Annotated in this window: 16 protein-coding genes; 4 read left to right on the forward strand and 12 right to left on the reverse strand. The window is 70.6% G+C overall.

The window, feature by feature from the left end; all coding sequences use genetic code 11:
• Nucleotides 1-12 precede the first annotated feature (12 nt).
• From DNK52_RS10270 to DNK52_RS10320, 11 genes are all read right to left on the reverse strand, one after another.
• Nucleotides 13-465: a MaoC family dehydratase gene (locus DNK52_RS10270; RefSeq protein ID WP_110240902.1), complete on the reverse strand. Its 453-nt coding sequence runs from the start codon at nucleotides 463-465 to the stop codon at nucleotides 13-15.
• Entirely contained in the window at nucleotides 465-1,691 is a 1,227-nt protein-coding gene (locus DNK52_RS10275; RefSeq protein ID WP_110240903.1) for an acetyl-CoA C-acetyltransferase, read from the reverse strand. The genes DNK52_RS10270 and DNK52_RS10275 overlap by 1 nt, the downstream gene beginning before the upstream one ends.
• Nucleotides 1,692-1,704: 13 nt before the next feature.
• Nucleotides 1,705-2,595, reverse strand: a complete 891-nt coding sequence (locus tag DNK52_RS10280) for an HTD2 family dehydratase (protein ID WP_110240904.1) — start codon at nucleotides 2,593-2,595, stop codon at nucleotides 1,705-1,707.
• Complete coding sequence (gene fabG, locus DNK52_RS10285) at nucleotides 2,592-3,329, reverse strand: 3-oxoacyl-ACP reductase FabG (RefSeq protein WP_110240905.1); 738 nt, start codon at nucleotides 3,327-3,329, stop codon at nucleotides 2,592-2,594. The genes DNK52_RS10280 and fabG overlap by 4 nt, the downstream gene beginning before the upstream one ends.
• A 3-nt stretch (nucleotides 3,330-3,332) precedes the next feature.
• Nucleotides 3,333-4,499 carry an acyl-CoA dehydrogenase family protein gene (locus tag DNK52_RS10290; protein ID WP_110240906.1) on the reverse strand — a complete coding sequence of 389 codons (1,167 nt, stop codon included), beginning with the start codon at nucleotides 4,497-4,499 and terminating at the stop codon, nucleotides 3,333-3,335.
• Nucleotides 4,499-5,845 carry a CoA transferase gene (locus DNK52_RS10295; RefSeq protein ID WP_110240907.1) on the reverse strand — a complete coding sequence of 449 codons (1,347 nt, stop codon included), beginning with the start codon at nucleotides 5,843-5,845 and terminating at the stop codon, nucleotides 4,499-4,501. The genes DNK52_RS10290 and DNK52_RS10295 overlap by 1 nt, the downstream gene beginning before the upstream one ends.
• 71 nt (nucleotides 5,846-5,916) lie before the next feature.
• A complete protein-coding gene (locus DNK52_RS10300; RefSeq protein WP_110240908.1) occupies nucleotides 5,917-7,326 on the reverse strand; it encodes an MFS transporter in 1,410 nt (469 codons plus the stop codon).
• Nucleotides 7,323-8,123, reverse strand: coding sequence for a CoA-transferase subunit beta (locus DNK52_RS10305; RefSeq protein WP_204163484.1), 801 nt, complete (start codon nucleotides 8,121-8,123; stop codon nucleotides 7,323-7,325). Before DNK52_RS10305 ends, DNK52_RS10300 begins: the two co-directional genes overlap by 4 nt.
• Nucleotides 8,120-9,043, reverse strand: a complete 924-nt coding sequence (locus DNK52_RS10310; protein ID WP_110240909.1) for a CoA transferase subunit A — start codon at nucleotides 9,041-9,043, stop codon at nucleotides 8,120-8,122. The genes DNK52_RS10305 and DNK52_RS10310 overlap by 4 nt, the downstream gene beginning before the upstream one ends.
• Nucleotides 9,040-11,148 (reverse strand): TRAP transporter permease, encoded by a 2,109-nt coding sequence (locus tag DNK52_RS10315; RefSeq protein WP_110240910.1) that lies wholly within the window; start codon nucleotides 11,146-11,148, stop codon nucleotides 9,040-9,042. The genes DNK52_RS10310 and DNK52_RS10315 overlap by 4 nt, the downstream gene beginning before the upstream one ends.
• Nucleotides 11,148-12,266, reverse strand: coding sequence for a TAXI family TRAP transporter solute-binding subunit (locus DNK52_RS10320; protein ID WP_110240911.1), 1,119 nt, complete (start codon nucleotides 12,264-12,266; stop codon nucleotides 11,148-11,150). Before DNK52_RS10320 ends, DNK52_RS10315 begins: the two co-directional genes overlap by 1 nt.
• A gap of 194 nt (nucleotides 12,267-12,460) precedes the next feature.
• Here DNK52_RS10320 and DNK52_RS10325 point away from each other — a divergent pair, with 194 nt between their 5' ends.
• Nucleotides 12,461-13,327, forward strand: a complete 867-nt coding sequence (locus DNK52_RS10325) for an acyl-CoA thioesterase (protein ID WP_110240912.1) — start codon at nucleotides 12,461-12,463, stop codon at nucleotides 13,325-13,327.
• 18 nt (nucleotides 13,328-13,345) lie between these two features.
• On the opposite strand, the gene DNK52_RS10330 is transcribed toward DNK52_RS10325, so the two are convergent.
• The gene (locus DNK52_RS10330; RefSeq protein WP_110240913.1) at nucleotides 13,346-14,260 is read right to left on the reverse strand and encodes a LysR substrate-binding domain-containing protein; all 915 of its coding nucleotides are present in this window, start codon (nucleotides 14,258-14,260) and stop codon (nucleotides 13,346-13,348) included.
• A gap of 94 nt (nucleotides 14,261-14,354) precedes the next feature.
• On the opposite strand from DNK52_RS10330, the gene DNK52_RS10335 reads away from it, so the two are divergent.
• The 3 genes from DNK52_RS10335 to DNK52_RS10345 all read left to right on the forward strand — a co-directional run bounded on the left by DNK52_RS10335 (nucleotide 14,355) and on the right by DNK52_RS10345 (nucleotide 17,652).
• Entirely contained in the window at nucleotides 14,355-15,578 is a 1,224-nt protein-coding gene (locus DNK52_RS10335; protein ID WP_110240914.1) for a CaiB/BaiF CoA transferase family protein, read from the forward strand.
• A gap of 86 nt (nucleotides 15,579-15,664) precedes the next feature.
• A complete protein-coding gene (locus DNK52_RS10340; RefSeq protein WP_110240915.1) occupies nucleotides 15,665-16,816 on the forward strand; it encodes an acyl-CoA dehydrogenase family protein in 1,152 nt (383 codons plus the stop codon).
• An 8-nt stretch (nucleotides 16,817-16,824) separates the two neighbouring features.
• Entirely contained in the window at nucleotides 16,825-17,652 is an 828-nt protein-coding gene (locus DNK52_RS10345) for an enoyl-CoA hydratase/isomerase family protein (RefSeq protein WP_110240916.1), read from the forward strand.
• Nucleotides 17,653-17,673 lie beyond the last annotated feature (21 nt).

A 17,673-nucleotide genomic window follows, 5' to 3' on the forward strand; every position in this document is an offset into this window, starting at 1 on the left:
GGCCGCTGCAGCTCAGGGCAGGACGAGGGTGATCGTCTCCGCGACGCAGACCGGGCGCTCACTGCCCTCAGCCTCGACGGTCCACGACGTACGCACCTGGGTCCCTGAGGGCACCTTGGTGACGGAGGTGAACGTCGCGCTGCCGCGTACGCGGCTGCCGGTGCGCAGCGGCGCCGGAAAGCGGACCTTCTCCACGCCGTAGTTGAGCCGGGCCCCACCGGCGTCGATGCGGAAGAGTTGCGTAGCGAACCCCGGCAGCATCGACAGGGTCAGGAACCCGTGCACGATGGTGCCGCCGAACGACGACTCCGCTGCCCGCTCCGCGTCGACGTGGATCCACTGGTGGTCGCCGGTGAGATCAGCGAAGGTGTCGACGGCAGCCTGGTCGAGCTCGACCCAGTCGGTGGTGCCGAGCGTCTCGCCGACCGCGGCCTCGATCTCCTCAATGCTCGTCAGGACGCGCATCAGACCACCCGCTCGAAGATCGCAGCGAGGCCCTGTCCGCCGCCGATGCACATGGTCTCCAGGCCGTAACGGGCCTCGCGTCGCTGCATCTCACGGGCCAGCGTGGCGAGCATGCGGCCACCGGTGGCGCCCACCGGGTGGCCGAGCGAGATGCCGGAGCCGTGCACGTTGGTCCGCTCGTGGTCGGCTGGCGTGAACTTCCACTCACGCATCACGGCCAGGGCCTGGGCGGCGAACGCCTCGTTGAGTTCGATCAGGTCGATCTGGTCCAGGGTCAGACCGGCGCGGTCCAGGGCGGCCTGGGTGGCGGGCACGGGTCCGATGCCCATGATCTTCGGCTCGACGCCTGCGACACCCCAGCTGACGACCCGCACCAGCGGGGTGAGCCCCAGCCGTGCGGCGTTCTCGGGGGTGGTGACGATCGCCATCGACGCAGCGTCGTTCTGGCCGCTGGCGTTGCCTGCGGTCACCGTGGCCTCGGGGTCGGAGGAGCCGAGGATCGGCTTGAGCTTGGCCAGCGACTCCAGGGTGGTCCCCGGGCGGGGGTGCTCGTCCGTGGTGATGACCGTCGACTCGCCACGGCGTCCCGGCACGGTGACCGGCACGATCTCCTCGGCCAGCACGCCCGACTCCTGGGCGGCCACGGCCCTGCGGTGCGACTCCACGGCGAGGGCGTCCTGCTCCTCGCGCCCGATGGAGTACTCGCGACGCAGGTTCTCGGCGGTCTCCAACATGCCGCCGGGGACCGGGTAGTGCTGACCCCCTGCGGTGGACCGGGCCCGGACCAGGCTGTCGTGCATCGTGACGCCGGTGCGGGCACCTCCCCACCGCATGTCCGTGGAGTAGAAGGACGCGTTGCTCATCGACTCGGTGCCGCCGGCGACGACCAGGTCCATGGCGCCGGTCTGCACCTGCATCGCCGCGTTGAGCACGGCCTGGAGCCCCGAACCGCAGCGGCGGTCGAGGTGCTGGCCGGGGACGGTGACCGGGAGGCCGGCGTCGAGCGCGACGACCCGACCGATCGCGGGGGCCTCGCTGTTGCCGTTGCAGTGTCCGAGGATGACGTCGTCGATCTCGGCGCCGTCGATCCCGGTGCGCTCCAGCAGGCCCTTGAGGGCGGCGACACCGAGGTCGACGGCGGTGAGGCTGGCGAACATGCCGCCGTAACGGCCGATCGGGGTCCGGACCGGCTCGCAGATGACTGCTTCGCGGAAGGTGGGGCTCATGGGAGTGCCTTTCTCAAAGGGGGTGTGCGTCGAGGGAGGTGCAGAGTGCCCCGTCGGGGCCGGACAGCGAGGCCGTCGTCCCGGACGGGTGCGCTGCGTGGGTGATGCGGGCCGGCTGGGCGCAGAAGAGCGGCGCCCGATTGCGGTGCTGGAGCTTGACCGGGCCGTCGAGTGCACCGGCCCGGGCGAGGGTCTCGGCCAGCAGGAGGGTCATCAGCGGCCCGTGGACCACGAGCCCCGGGTAGCCCTCGACGCCGGTGGCGTAGGGCCAGTCGTAGTGGATCCGGTGGGCGTTGGCGGTGGCGGCGCTGAACCGCATCAGCACGGTCGGGTCGGTGGCCACGTCCCACCCGTCCCCGGCTGCCGTCTCTGCGGTCGTACGGCGCAGCGGGGGGCCGGTCGGCACCAGGTCGCCCGGCGGCTCCGGTGAGTCACTCGTACGGTCACCGGCCTCACGGTAGAGGATGTCCTGACGCTCGGTCAGGCACAGCCCGCCGTCCTCGCCGAACACCTGCGACTCCACCACCACGAGCACGAGCGGCCCACTGCGGCCGGTCTTGTCACTCACCGAGGTGACCCGCGACTCGGTGCGGACCTGCTCGCCGACGCGGGGTGAGCGGAGCCAGGAGACCTCTCCCCCGGCGAACATCCGCCGCGGCAGCCCGACGGGCGGCAGGAAGGAGCCGGTACGGGGGTGCCCGTCGACCCCGAGCACCGAGGAGGGCGCCCAGCGGGGCAGCGCGACCCAGTGCCACAGGGGCGGCAGCGGCTCCCCGACGCCGACCTCGTGGCCGTCGTCGAGGAGGGCGGCCAACGCCTGGACGGGTGCGGGCGCGACGACCTCGGTGCTGATCGACGGCGTCGGCTCCCACCCGTCGTACGCGGGGCCGTCGTAGCTGGTCACATGAACCGTCCGCCGGTGACCTCGGCGACCGTGCCACTCATGTAGGAGGAGAGGTCGGAGGCGTAGAAGAGGGCGACCGAGGCGATCTCCTCGGGCTCCCCGGGGCGGCCCATCGGGATCTCGGCCATCTTCTGGTCCCAGGCCTTCTGCGGCATCGCCTCGGTCATCGCGGAGCGGATCAGGCCGGGCTGGATCGCGTTGACCCGGACCCCGTGGTGGGCCATCTCCTTGGCGGCCGCCTTGGTCATGCCGACGATGCCGGCCTTGGCGGCGGAGTAGTTGGTCTGGCCGATCATGCCGACCTTGCCCGAGAGCGAGGAGATGTTGACGATCGAGCCGGACTTCTGCTCCCGCATCCGGGCTGCGGCGAGGCGGGTGCCGTTCCAGGTGCCCTTGAGGTGCACCTGGATGACGAGGTCGAAGTCCTCCTCGGTCATGGTGCGCATGGTGGCGTCGCGGGTGATGCCGGCGTTGTTGACGAAGACGTCGAGGGAGCCGAACGTCTCGACCGCGGCGTCGACCAGCGCCTGCACGTCGCCGGCATCGACGACGTTGCAGCGCACGCCCAGGGCACGATCGGTCCCGAGCTCGGCAGCGGCCTTCTTGGCGGCCTCCTCGTCGAGGTCACCGATGACCACGCGAGCACCTTCCTCGACGTAACGACGGGCGATGGCCAGGCCGATGCCCTGGGCGCCTCCGGTGATGACGGCGGTGCGGTTCTCGAGCAGTGCCATGGTTCAGACTCCTTCGTTGTTGCGGTCGCGGGCGACCAGCTGGGCGGCGATGACGTTGCGCTGCACCTCGTTGGTGCCCTCGCCGAGGATCATCAGGGGCGCGTCACGGAAGTAGCGCTCGACCTCGTACTCCTTGGAGAAGCCGTAGCCACCGTGCACGCGCATGGCGTCGAGGGCCACCTCCATGGCCGTCTCGGACGCGAAGAGCTTGGCCATCCCGGCCTCCATGTCGGCGCGGCGACCCGAGTCGAGGCGCTCGGCTGCGTCGGCGGTCATCAGGGCTGCTGCCCTGGTCTTGGTGGCCATGTCGGCCAGCAGGTTGCCGACGGACTGGTGCTTCCAGATCGGCTTGCCGAAGGACTCGCGCTGCTGGGCGTAGGTGACCGCGTCGTTGAGAGCGGCCTGGGCGACGCCGACGGCACGGGCAGCGACCTGGATGCGGCCGAGCTCGAGCCCGCGCATCATCTGCTGCCAGCCCTGGCCCACCTCGCCACCGAGGACGGAGGAGGCCGGCACGCGCATGTGGTCGAAGGTCAGCTCACAGGCCTCGACGCCTCGGTAGCCGAGCTTGGGGATCTTGCCGGAGACGCTGAAGCCCTCCCCCTCCGGCTCGACGAGCAGCACGCTCATGCCGGTGTGCGCAGGAGAGGCGTCCCGGTCGGTCTTGCAGAGCAGACCGATGAGGCCGGAGTGGGCCGCGTTGGAGATCCACGTCTTGGAGCCGTGGATCACGAGCTCGTCACCGTCCTGGACGGCGTACGTACGCATCGCCTGCAGGTCGCTGCCACCGCTGGGCTCGGTGAGGGCCATGGTGGCGCGGACGCTGCCGTCGGCCATCCGGGGCAGCCAGTGCGCCTGCTGCTCCGGGGTGCCGAAGGTGCGGATCAGATAGGTGATGACCGAGTGCCCACCGATCGCTCCGGCCAGGCTCATCCAGCCGCGGGCCAGCTCTTCGGTCACCCGGGCGAAGCAGGCGGTGGAGACGTCCACGCCGCCGTGCTCGGAGGGCACCAGGAGACCGAAGAAGCCCAGCTTCTTCATCTCCTCGATGAACTCCTCGGGGTAGACGTCGTCAGCCTCGTACTTGCGCACGTTGGGGCGCACGCGGGCGTCCACGAACTCCGCCACCAGGCGGACCATGTCCTGCTCGTCGGGGGTCAGGGTGCTCATCAGTTCTCCTCGTGGTGGGACGGGGTGGGGGTTCCGTCCGTGGGGTGTTCGGGGGTGTTCGTACGGGGGGTGGCGCGGACCACGCCGTCGCGGACGAGCTCGGCGATCCGATCCGGTCCCAGACCCAGGTGGTGGGCGAGCACGTCGGTGCTGTGCTCCCCGACCATCGGTGCCCGGGCCTGCCTGGTCGCGGAGTCCGGCGCCGCCGCCAACCTGATCGGGGAGCCGGGGGCCAGGTAGGCACCGACACCGGGCTGGTCGACGGTGGAGAAGAGGGGGTTGTTGCGCAGCTCGGCGGAGTCGTTGGAGGCCAGATCGGCGAAGGTACGGTACGGCGACCAGAGGACGCGGGTGCTGGCCAGCGCCTCGGAGACCACGTCCCAGGTCCGGGTGGAGACCCAGGCCTCCAGCAACCCGAAGAGTGCGGAGCGGTGTCGGTAGCGCTGCCCCTCGTCGGTGAAGTCGGCGCCCAGGGCCTGCTCGAGGCCGGCGACCACCTGGGTCAGGCCGGTGACGGCGAGCAGGTCGCTCCACTGTCGCGGGGTGAGCGCGACGAACATGAACCGGATGCCGTCGGAGGTGATCAGGTCCGTGCCGAAGGTGCCGTGCACGTCGTTGCCCTCCCGGGAGCGCCGACCACCCAGTTGGGCCTCGGCCAGGTAGCCGAGGTTGCCGGCGATCGCGAGGGCGACGTCCTCGAGCGCGACCCGGACCTGGCTGCCCTTCCCTGTACGCGCCCGGTGACGCTCCGCGGCCAGCAGCCCGGTCGACAGGTAGAGGCCGGCGGCGACGTCGAAGGCGGGAAGCACGTGGTTGACGGGTGCGGCCCCACTGGCGGGCCCGGTGATCAGCGGGAAGCCGGTCCCCGCCTGCACGGTGTAGTCGACGGCGGTGCTGCCGTCGTGGCGCCCGGTCAGGGTCACGTGGACGATGTCCTCGCGGCGCGCCCGCAGCGCCTCGTAGGTGAGCTCGGGCCAGCGTTCGGTGTTGGTGACCAGGATCCCGTCACCCTCGACGACGAGGTCGGCGACGAGCCGTCGACCGGCAGCATCGGCCAGGTCGATCTCGAGTGCCTGCTTGCCCCGGTTGAGCCCGCTCCAGTAGAGGCTGGTGCCCGACGGGGCCAACGGCCAACGACCCCGATCCGGTCCACCCCCCAGCGGCTCGACCCGGATCACCTCGGCCCCGAGTTGGGCCAGGGTCAGCCCGGCCAGCGGAGTGGCGACGAAGCTGGAGAGCTCGACCACCTGTAGGCCGGCGAGCGGGCCGCCCGACCCGTCGAGGCCCTCGACACCGGGCGCTGGCTCGGCGCTCTCGGGCCGGGGGGTCTGTCCTGGGGTGCTCATTGCTGCTCCTCGATTCGGGCGGTGGGGATGCGTACGGGTGGGGGACGGCGTACGTGGGTGGAGCCGGAGGCTCATGTGCTCACCGCCGCGGCCTGCACCAGTTGCTGGTGCTGGGGCTCTGCGGGAGGACCGGCCAGCACGAGCGCCAGGGTGACGGCGGCCAGCACGGCCGGCCCGGCGAAGACCAGGAACAGCGAGCCGGTGGGGTAGGTCAGCGCGACCCAGGCGTAGCCGACGGCGAGCCCGGAGAAGCGCACCATGTTGTGGATGCCGAGTGCGGTGCCGTTGGTGGCCGCCGGCGAGCGCATCACGCCCAGCGCCGCGACCGACTGCACCGACCCGATGGCGCACCCACTCAGCGACAGCACCCCGAAGGCGACCCCCAGCGGCAGCAACGAGCCGTCGAGCGTGAGGGCCAGCGAGAGCAGCAACGGGGTGCAGACCAGGACGGCGAGCCCCAGGTGGAGCACCCGGCGCGGAGTGATCCGCTCCCCCAGTCGCGAGGAGAGCGGCGCGAAGAGGGCCATGGACGCAGCCAACGCGACGGTGATGGCCCCGATCCGGCCGGGCGAGAGCCCGAACTCGCGTCCCAGCTCCAGCGGGGTGGCGACGATGAAGATGCCGAGGATGGCCATCGAGGTACCGGCCGAGGCGGTGCTGCGGTAGTAGCGACGCTCGGCGAAGAGACTCAGGGGGACCAGCGCACGGCTGCTGCGCCGGGCGAGCACGAGGTGGAGCAGCACGCCGAGGATGCCGAGCACGACCAGCACCACGGTGAGCCGCATCGGGCTGCCCTGCCCCACGGCCGTCATCGCGCCGACGATCCCGCCGGCGCCCAGGACCAGGGTGAGCATCCCGGAGACGTGCATCGGGGGTCGACCGGCCGGCACCGAGGGGACGCTGCGCCACAGCAGCAGGGCGAGCAGCCCGGAGAGCGCCGCGTGGGTCACGAAGACCCCACGCCAGCCCACCAGGTCGGCCACGACCCCGCCGAGCGGCGGCCCGAGCGCCTGACCGACCCCGATGGCGGATGCCCAGGTGGCCATCACCCGGGCGCGGTTCTGCGCCCAGAAGACCGCCAGGGTCTGCTGGACGGCGGGCGGGATCGCCGAGCAGGCGACCCCCTGCAGCGCACGCATGCCGACCAGGGTGAGCAGGTTGGGGCTGAGCGCGGCCCCGACTCCGGCCAGCACCATGAGCCCGAGCGAGCCGATGAGGAAACGTCGCGGTCCCAGCCGTTCGCAGAGCCACCCCGCCATCGGCGCGAAGACCACCATGGCCAGCGTGAACGCCGCCACCGCGAAGACGACCTCGCGCGAGCCCACGCCCAGCCCGGAAGCGATCCGGTTGATCGGTGAGGTGATGATCGTGCTCGACAACGTGCCCAACGTAGTGCTGGCGAGCAGCACGACGTAGGCGGTCCGGCTCGGCTGGGCCGGTGTCGTTGGCGGCGTGAGGGCGCCGGTCGGGGTCGAGGTCATCGCAGGTAGAGGCGGACGGTGTCGATCTCCTCGCGCAGCAGACGTACGTCCTCCTCGGTGGGCCAGGGGGTCTCGACGACGTCGGCGGCCACGGCCAGGTCCCACCCGGTCGCTTCGCGGACCTGGTCGATCTGCACCCCGGGGTGCACCTGGGCCAGCTGGAGCTCGCCGAAACGGTCCGGGCGGCGCAGCACTGCCAACGGGGTGATCACCGTGGAGACGCCGTGGCCGGGCGGGACCGCCCGCGGGTCGAGGTCGCGGGCCCGTACGGGGCTCGGCGAGGTGCAGAAGTCGAGGGCAGCGGGGAAGGCGCCGGGGTCGTGGCGCCGCAGCACGGTGATGCACTCCCGCGCGTTGGGCACGATGTCGGCCGCGCCACCCGAGCCGGGAAGGCGCACCGTGGGGCTCTCCCAGTCGCCGATGAAACTCGTGTTGAGGCTCCCCCACCGGTCGACCTGGGCCGCGCCGAGGAAGCCGACGTCCACGTGGCCGCCCTGGAGGACGTAGCCGAAGAGCGCCTGCATGTTGACGACCGCCTCCGCGCCGGAGACCAGCACCGAGTCGGCGATCCCTTCGGCCATCCCCTCGGGGTGCGCACCGCACACACCGGACTCGTAGACCAGCTGGATGTCGGGGGCCACGGTCCGCATGGCCAGGTCGACCGCGAGCGTGGGCAGGCCCACGCCGGCGAAGACCCGGTGCTTGCCCGCGAGCTCGCGGGCGGCGACGGTTGCGAGGAACTCCGTGCTGGAGATGGTGATCCCAGCGGGTCCGAGCTCGTTCGTGCGCGTGATCACGATGATCTCCGTCCGTAGTCAACTTGTCCCGAGAGCCGCTCGCCGACGGTGTTGTCCTGCCAGCGCTGCTCCCCCAGGTGCTCGAGGTAGGCGGCTCGGTCGGGCAGGTCGTGGACCCACTCCTGGAGCCACGACCGGAGCAGTTGCGGGTCCTTGCTGATCGCGGTCCAGTCCCGGTAGAAGACGTTGTCGCGGTCGTAGTGGCCCTGCGCGTACGAGGGGTGCGCGCCGCCGGGGACGTGCACCACGGCGTCCACCGCGTGGGCCGGGACCAGGGTGCGGTTCGGGTCGGACCGTACGACCTCGTCGTCGACGATCTCCTCCACGGTGACGATCACCTTCTTGGCCGCGTAGGCGACCTCCTGGATCGCCCCGACGATCCCCCACACCTGCACGTTGCCGAACCGGTCCGCCCGTTGCGCGTGCACCACGGTGACGTCGGGCGCGAGCGCCGGGACGACGTGGATGTCCGGTCCGCCGTAGGGGTCCTCGACCTTGCGGATCCTGGGGTTGAGGGTCGGCAGGTCGCTGCCCGCGTACGACTTCAGCGGGAAGAAGGGCAACCCGGCGGCGGCGGCCTGGTAGCGGCCGTACATCCCGTAGTGGCTGTACTCCTCCACCTCGAGCGGCTCCGGGTCGGAGCGTTCGATGCGGCGCCGCACCTCGTGGAGTGACCCCGCTGACCCGCTCGCGAAGAACGAGGCGATGAGCTTGCGTACGCACCCTGCCGCGATCATCTGGTCGGCGATCAGGTCCGGGGTCATCCGGCACAGGGTCAGGTCCTTGCGACCCTGCCGGATGATCTCGTGACCAGCCGCGAAGGGGATCAGGTGACCGAAGCCCTCCAGGGCCACGGTCATCCCGTCCTCGACGTGCTCGGCGATCGCCTCGGAGAGTCCCCTGACCTTCACTTCGCTCACGGGGAAGTCACTCCCGCCACGCGAGTGTGGCCGGCGTCGTCGCCGAGAGCGCGTCGCGTGGTGGCGCCGGGAGCGCCGGGAGCGCTGGGGGCGCTGGGAGCGACCTCGTCCGGGCTCACCGCCGTGGCCGAGGTGTCGCCCCGAGGCGTGCCCTTCGTCCCGTCCTTGGCCACGCCGCCGTCACGCGGAGGCAGGATCCGGGTGACCACGCCGAGGGCCACGGCGACCCCCAGACCGATGAGGCTGCTGAGCAGCTCGGGCGCCAGGATCAGCGCACCGGCCGGCACCCCGATGATCCGGGTGACCGGGTGCAGGTGCCGCTCCAGGCCGATGGCGTAGCCCTCGAAGGCACAGGCCATGACGAAGACACCGACCAAGGCAAAGGCCAGGGTGATCACGATGTCGCTCACGGCGCCCTGGGCCACCAGGGCCGGGTTGGCCGCGAAGCAGAACGGGATGACGTACTTGACCATGCCCAGACGCATCGCCGTGAGGCTGGTCTTCATGGGTCTGGTCCCGGCGATCCCGGCCGCCGCGAACGAGGCCAGCGCCACCGGCGGCGTGATGTAGGAGACCGTCGCCCAGTAGATGACGAACAGGTGCGCCGCGATCGGGTCGATCCCGAGGGTGATCAGGGCGGGCGCCATCACGATGGCGAGCAGCACGTAGACGGCCGAGACCGTCATGCCCATGCCCAGGACGAACGAGGTGATCGCACCCGCGATCAGGATCAGGACGACGCTGCCGCCGACCGCGCTGACCAGCTCACGAGCCAGGGAGAGCGAGACACCGGTCATCGAGAGACCACCGATGATCAGGCCGACACCGGCGATGATGCCGAGGATCTCGGCGATCGTGCGACCGGACTTGAAGATCACGTCGGCCAGGCCACGGACCGTGAGACGGTCCGTACGCCGGATCATCGTGTAGACGAGCAGGGCGGCGGCGATGATGAACGGGGCCTGCGCCTCGCGGCGGTAGACGACCAGCAGGAAGGTCAGGGCGGCCAGCGCCATGACGTACGGCCAACCGCGCAGCAGGGTCCCCAGGAACTTCGGCAGCTCGGAGCGCTTGAGTCCGCGCAACCCGCGGCGCGCCGAGTAGGCGTCGACCTGGGTGAAGATGCCGAGGTAGTAGAGCAGCGCCGGGATGGAGGCCGCGATCGCGATCTCGCTGTAGGGCACTCCCACGAAGGAGACCATCAGGAACGCGGCGGTGCCCATGATCGGCGGGGTGATGGAGCCACCGGACGAGGCGGTCGCCTCGACACCGGCTGCGTACTCACCCGAGAAACCGCTGCGCTTCATCGCGGGGATGGTCAGCGGGCCGGTGGTGAGCACGTTGGAGACGGCGCTGCCGCTCATCATGCCCATGCTGGCCGAGCTGACGACTGCGACCTTGGCCGAGCCGCCGCGACGGGTCCCCAGCAGCGACTGCGCGAGGTCGTGGAAGAACGCTCCGCCACCGACCGACTGCAGCACCACGCCGAAGAGCAGGAAGCCGACCAGGATGCCGGCGGCGGTCTGCAACGGCAGGCCCAGGATGGAGTCCACGCCCATCGCGTGCATGCGCGCCGCACCCTGGAGGTCGAACTCGATGCCGGTGAGGAAGTCGATCGGCATCTGCGAGGCGAAGAGCGGGTAGACCGAGAAGACGCCCGCGATGATCGTGACGACCAGGCCTGCCGTGCGGCGCAGGGCCTCCAGGACCAGGCCCCACAGCACGAACGAGGCGACGAGTGCGGTGGTCGGACCGCCGTAGTCCCAGCCCTGGTTGAGGATGTTCTCGGCGTTGAGGCCGAACCAGAGCGGAACGGCCAGCGCGGCCGCGGCGAGGACGACGTCGTGCCAGGGCACCGAGTGGCGTTGGGCTGCCCGCATCGGGAAGGTCAGGAAGACGATCGGCAGGAAGGAGGCGAGGACGTAGTAGAGGAACGTACTGCGCAGCATGCCGCCGCCGAAGGGGTTCCAGTAGAAGACCTGGCTGATGGTGATGGCGACACCGATGAGGGTCAGGGTGATCACCACCCAGCGCCAGACTCCCCGACAGCGGGCGACGGAGCCGTGCTCCTCCTCCGCCTCGATGAGGACGTTGGTCTCGGTCATCAGTTCTCCAGGTTCTTGTTCTTCCAGGCGACCCAGGCGTCGTGGACGTTGTCGTCGGCGCCTTCGGTCTCGACGAACTCGTCCCACGCGTCGTCGAGCTGGTCGGCCCGCTCGACGAGGGCCTCCTGCTGCGCGGCTGCCTCGTCACTCCAGGCGTCGTTCGCCTCGAGGTAGGCGATCAGTCCTTCGTGGAACGGCACTTCCCTGGGACCGGCCTGCACCTGGTCGAGGTTCCAGGCGGTCGTGGTGGCGGTGGCGTCCTTGTAGGAGTCGTAGTTGTCGTTGATCGCGGCGACGATGGCCTCGATCTCGTCCGCGTCCGCGTCCTCGTAGGCGACGACGGGCACCGTGTACATCATCCCCTTGGCGCTCTCGCCGTCCTCGAGGCCGGGTGCGTCGGTGAACTCACCGATCTCGACGGAGGGAGCGATCTCCTCGACGGCTGCGACCTTCTCCGCGCTGGTGTCGTCCATGCTCAGCCAACGGACCGGGAAGGCGGACTCGAGCTCGTAGAGGGAGGCGCCGTAGACCTGCTGGAAGAGCACGTCGATCTTGCCGTTCTGCAACGCACCGGGCTGGTCGCTGTAACCGACCTCGACCACCTTGACGTCGTCCCAGGTGAGCCCGCCGTAGGCGAGGAACGCCTCGAGCTTGTTGTTGACCGAGGGGTTGGCGGTGATCCGCGGGAACTTCTTGCCCTTGAGGTCCTCGAAGTTCGCGATGCCGGAGTCGTCCTTGACCATGAGCCCGTGCGGAGCGACGGGAGCCCACACGACCCGCAGGTCCTGGGGACCCCAGTCCTTGGTGGCGAAGTCGTAGTTGCCCTCGAAGCCGAAGATGTACTCGTCACCGGTGCGGGCCAGTTGTGCCTGCTCCTCGCGCAACGGAGTGAGACGGCCGACCGCGGTGTCGGAGGTGATGACGCGGACGTTCGTGCCCTCGTTGGAGGTGATCGCGTCAGCGACGGCGGCGACGTCGGCGTAGGTCGAGGTGCCGGTCCCGTAGGTGGACCAGACGATCTGATCGGGCATTCCCTCGGTGGTCTCCGCGCCTCCGCAGGCAGCGAGGGTGAGTGCGGCGGCCGTGGCCAGCGCGGTCCCGATGACAGGCTTCCTCATGGTTGTTCCCTTCATCATGTGGACCCTGGTCGAGCCCTGTGTCTCAGATCACTGTCCATGACGAACCGCCCACAATGCCAATACTTTGTAGGGCTCCCATTGATGTCGCACAGGTATCAACCAATATCTACTGACCGGTTGTCGTGTCTCAATCGGGTTATCCTCGTCACTCTCGCTACGGAAGGAATCCCCCCGTGAAGACCGCCCCCAGTGCCGCCGTCACGCTCGACGAACTGCTCAGCCTTCTCGACCTCACCGAGACCGGCGACTTCGTCGTGGGCCGCGCCCAGCAGCACCCCGAGGACCGGGTCTTCGGCGGCCTGCTCCTCGCCCAGGCCGTCGTTGCCGCCGGCCGCTCGGTGCCGAGCAACCACCGCCCGTTCACCCTCCAGGCCGACTTCGTCGCCGGCGTGCCCACCGACGAGCCGTTGCGCTGGCGGGTCGAGCACGTCTCCGACGCCCCGAGCCTCACCACCCGGCGCACCACGCTGGTCGCCCCGGACGGTTCCGAGCGGTTCACCGCGCTGTCACGCTGGGGCACGATCCGCGAGGACCTGGTCGACCACCGGCCCGCCGAACCACGCCGGGTCCCGGGACCGGACGAACTCCCCGACCTGATCGAACGCTTTGGCGACGACGAGCGGATCCCCCTGTGGTGGCGCGCCGAGCGGCCGGTCCACTTCCGCCACACCGAGACCCCGCCGTACGTCACCACGACGCCCGCGCAGGACCACCAGTCCGCGTGGCTCCGCACCACGGGTCCGCTCCCTGAGGACCCGGTGATCCACGCTGCGGTCCTCGCCTACGTGAGCGACATGAGCATCCTCGAGGGAGCCTTCCGGGCGTTGGGCTCCCAGCGCCACGCCCCGGGCAGCCGGATCCTCAGCCTCACCCACACGCTGACCTGGCACGCCCACCCGGACCTGGGCCAGTGGCACCAGTTCGACAGCGACGTCCGCGCGGTCGCGCACGGGCGCACCCTTGGCGAGGGGCGGATCCACGACCACCACGGCGAGCACCTGGTCACCGCCAGCCAGGTCGGGCTGGTCCGCCTCGCCTGATTCCTCAGCATCGGCGGGTCAGAACCCGACCGGCGCACCCTCGGGCGTGGGCAGGGCCTCCTCCGAGGCGATCAGCACCTCACGCAGCGCGGGATTGTTGTCGCCCTCGCGCCACGCCAACCGGGCGTAGACCGGGTCGCGGCCCTCCACCAGGGGCACAACGGCAATCCCGTCGGCCTGCATGTTGGCCACCGCGGTGTCCACGGTGAAGGTGACCCCCACCCCGGCAGCGACGAGCGCGATCGCAGTCCACGAGTCGGGGGCGCTCTGCACGATGTCCGGGGCGAAGCCTGCTTCGTGGCAGGAGCGCACGAAGGCGTCCCGCACGCTGGAGCCCGGGTCTGCCGGGAGCGCGACGAAGGCCTCCTCACGACAGTCGGCCATGCTGACCTCCTCGCGGCCGGCCAGCCGATGTCCGGTCGGCACGGCGAGCACGTAGCGCTCCGCGGCCACCACCCGGGAGACGATGCCCACGGGCTGCACCGAGAACCGGACGAACGCCAGGTCCATGGCGCCGTCCACCACCTCCCGCAGCCCCTCGTAGGCGTAGGTGACCGACTGCAGGCTGAGCTCGATCCCCGGGTGCCGCTGACGCACGATCCTGGCCAACTGGCTGATCAGCACGTGCGAGGAGGGTCCGGCGAAGCCGAGTCTGACCCGTCCTGTCTCCCCCACCCCGGCCGCGCGCACGGCCGACCTGGCAACCCGCACTCCCTCGAGTACGTCCGTGGCAGGCCGGACCAGGGCCTGGCCGGCGGTGGTCAGTCGGACGCTGCGGGTCGTCCGCTCGAAGAGCTGGGCCCCCAGCTCCCGTTCCAACTGCTTGATGGTCCGGCTCAGGGGCGGCTGGGCCATGTGCATCCGTTCGGCCGCGCGACCGAAGTGCAGCTCCTCGGCAACGGCGAGGAAGGCCTTGAGGTGGTGGAACTCCATACCCCCTTCCTACACCAATTGATGTCCGAATGAACACAATGAGCGCCTGATTGAGTATTGGACATGGCCCAATGGGACACAGCATGGTGGAGACATGGCTCACACCGCTGACCCCGCGCTCCCCCTCGCCGGCATCACCGTCGTCGCCCTCGAGCAGGCCGTGGCGGCGCCGCTGGCCACCCGTCACCTCGCTGACCTGGGCGCTCGCGTGATCAAGATCGAGCGCGTCGGCGAGGGCGACTTCGCCCGCAACTACGACCACGCCGTACGCGGCATCGCCTCGCACTTCGTGTGGCTCAACCGCGGCAAGGAGTCGGTCGCCCTCGACCTCAAGGACCCTGCAGGCCTGTCGGCCGCCCAGCGACTCATCGCCGGCGCCGACGTCTTCGTCCAGAACTCCGCTCCGGGCGCTGCCGCGCGTCTCGGTCTCGACGGGGAACAGCTGCGTGCCGACAACCCCGGCCTGGTCGTCGTCAACATCTCCGGCTACGGCACCGACGGCCCGCGCCGTGACCGCAAGGCCTACGACATGCTCATCCAGGCCGAGGCCGGACTCATCTCGGTGACCGGCACCCCGGACACCGCGACCAAGACCGGGGTCCCGAGCGCCGACATCGCCGCCGGCCTCTACACCGCCCAGTCGGTGCTCGCCGCGCTGCTGCGCCGCGCCCGTACGGGTGAGGGCGCCGTCGTCGACGTCTCCATGTTCGACGCGACCGCCGAATGGCTCGGACACCCGATGTACATGCAGATGTACTCCGGCCACCAGATCCCGCGGATGGGTCTGAGCCACGCCTCGATCGCGCCGTACGACGCGTTCCCCACCAGCGACGGCGAGATCCTGATCGGCGTCCAGAACGACCGCGGATGGGCCGCGCTGGCCGAGGTCCTCGGCCGCCCGGACCTCGTCACCCACCCCGACCTGGCCACCAACATGCTCCGGGTGGCCAACCGCGCCCTGTGCGACCGGGTGGTCGGCGAGCTCACGGCGGGCTTCACCACCGAGGAGCTCGACGCCCGGCTGGCCACGGCCGGTGTCCCCGCGGCCCAGATCAACGACATGCAGGGGCTCATCGACCACCCGCAGCTCTCCGCACGTGACCGGTGGCGCGAGATCGACAGCCCGTCGGGCCCCCTGCGCGCCCTGCTGCCCCCGACCACGTTCCGCGACGTCGAGCTCCCGATGGGGGCCATCCCCGGCCTGGGCGAGCACACGGCTGCCGTGCTGAGCGAGTTCGGGCTGGGCGCCGACGAGATCGACCGGCTCCGTGAATCCGGGGCCATCGGGCTCGCCGAGGCCGCCGAGCCCGTCGGCTGAGCCACCTCCACCACCTCCACCACCGCGCACATCCCGCAGCACGACCCGCCCGGGCAGCACCGCCCAGAGAGCACGAGGAGTCCGTCATGGAGAACGAAGAGTTCGCAGCAATCCTGGACGCCGTCCGCACGTTCGTCCGCCGCGAGGTCGTGCCGGCCGAGGAGGAGATCGAGGAGACCGACCGGATCCCCGACCGGATCCGCAAGCAGGCCGCCGAGATGGGCCTCTTCGGCTACGCCATCCCCGAGGAGTACGGCGGCCTCGGGTTCAGCATGTCCGAGGAGGTGCGCCTCGCGATGGAGGTCGGCTGGACCACGCCGTCCTTCCGTTCGATGTTCGGCACCAACAACGGCATCGCCGGCCAGGTGCTCGTCAACTTCGGCACCGAGGAGCAGAAGCAGCGCTACCTGCCCGCCCTCGCCTCCGGCGAGACCGTCGCCTCCTTCGCCCTGACCGAGCCCGAGGCCGGATCCGACCCCAGCGGCATCCGCACCAGGGCGATCCGCACCGACGACGGCGACTACCTGCTCAACGGGAACAAGCGCTTCATCACCAATGCGCCTGACGCCGACCTCTTCATGGTCTTCGCCCGCACCGACGACTCGACCTCCGGCACGAAGGGCATCTCGGTCTTCGCCGTCGACGCGAAGAGCGAGGGCATCGAGATCGGCCCCAAGGACGCCAAGATGGGTCAGCGGGGCGCCACCACCTCGGAGGTCTTCTTCTCCGACGTACGGGTCCCGGCAGCCGACCTGGTCGGCGGCGTGGAGGGCGAGGGCTTCGGGGCCGCCATGCGCTCGCTCGCCAAGGGTCGCCTGCACATCGCCGCGCTGAGCGTCGGCATGGCGAAGCGCCTGATCAAGGAGAGCGTCGACTACGCCGCTGTCACCCGTCAGGGCGGGACCCCGATCGCTGAGTTCCAGCTCGTCCAGGCCCTGCTCGCCGACTCCGAGGCCGAGGCGTACGCAGGCCACGCGATGGTGATCGAGGCCGCCAAGTCCTACGACGACGGGAGCGACCAGCGTCTCGCCCCCTCCAGCTGCAAGCTCTTCTGCACCGAGATGGTCGGTCGGGTGGCCGACAGGGCCGTCCAGGTGCACGGTGGCATGGGCTACATGCGGTCGGTGCCGGTCGAGCGGTTCTACCGCGACGCCCGACTCTTCCGCCTGTACGAGGGCACCAGCGAGGTCCAGAAGCTCATCATCGCCAAGCAGCTGCTCCGCACGGCCGGGCAGTGAGCGCCACGATGGGGACCCCCACGAGCACCAGCAGCTCCACCCCCGCCACGTCCGAGCGGCCCGCAGTGCGGGTCGAGGACCGCGACGGCGTACGCGTCCTCACCCTCGACCGCCCCGAGCGCCGCAACTCGCTGAACCTGCCCGACCGTCGTGAGCTGCTCGCTGCCCTCCGCGACGCCGATGCCGACCCCGGCTGCCGAGCGGTGGTGCTGACCGGGGCCGGTGAGGTCTTCTCCGCAGGCGGCGACATCAGTTCGATGTCCCCCGACCCTGCGGTCAGCCGGGAGCGCCTCGATCTGGTCAACCAGATCGCCCAGTTGCTGGTGGGCACGGGCCTGCCCGTGATCAGCGCCGTCGAAGGTGGGGCGTACGGGCTCGGTCTCTCCCTGGCCTGTGCGGGCGACCTCGTCGTGGTCGGGCGGTCGTCGCGGTTCTCCGCTTCGTTCGCCAGGATCGGGCTCGTCGCCGACACCGGCCTCTCCTGGACGCTGCCGCGCCGGGTCGGGCCCGGGCGCGCACGGACCCTGCTGCTCACCGCCCGCACCATCGGCGCCGAGGAGGCCGAACGCATCGGTCTCGTCGACGAGGTCGTCTCCGACGGCACCGCCCTGGACCGAGCCCTGGAGCTGGCATCACGCCTCGCGGGATTCTCCGCGCCCGCCACGGCCGGCACCAAGCGCCTGATGGCTGAGTGCGGCGGCACCCTGGACGAGCTGCTCTCCGCAGAGGCGGAGATCCAGGTCGACCTGCTGGCCGGCGCCGACTTCGCCGAGGGACGCGCAGCGTTCCTGGAGCGTCGCGCGGCCGTCTTCGCCGAACCGCGCCCGACTCCCTGAGCCTGGCCGACTCGGCCCGTA

Origin of the sequence: Nocardioides gilvus (genome assembly GCF_003194605.1) — a bacterium.
Lineage (GTDB): Bacteria > Actinomycetota > Actinomycetes > Propionibacteriales > Nocardioidaceae > Nocardioides > Nocardioides gilvus.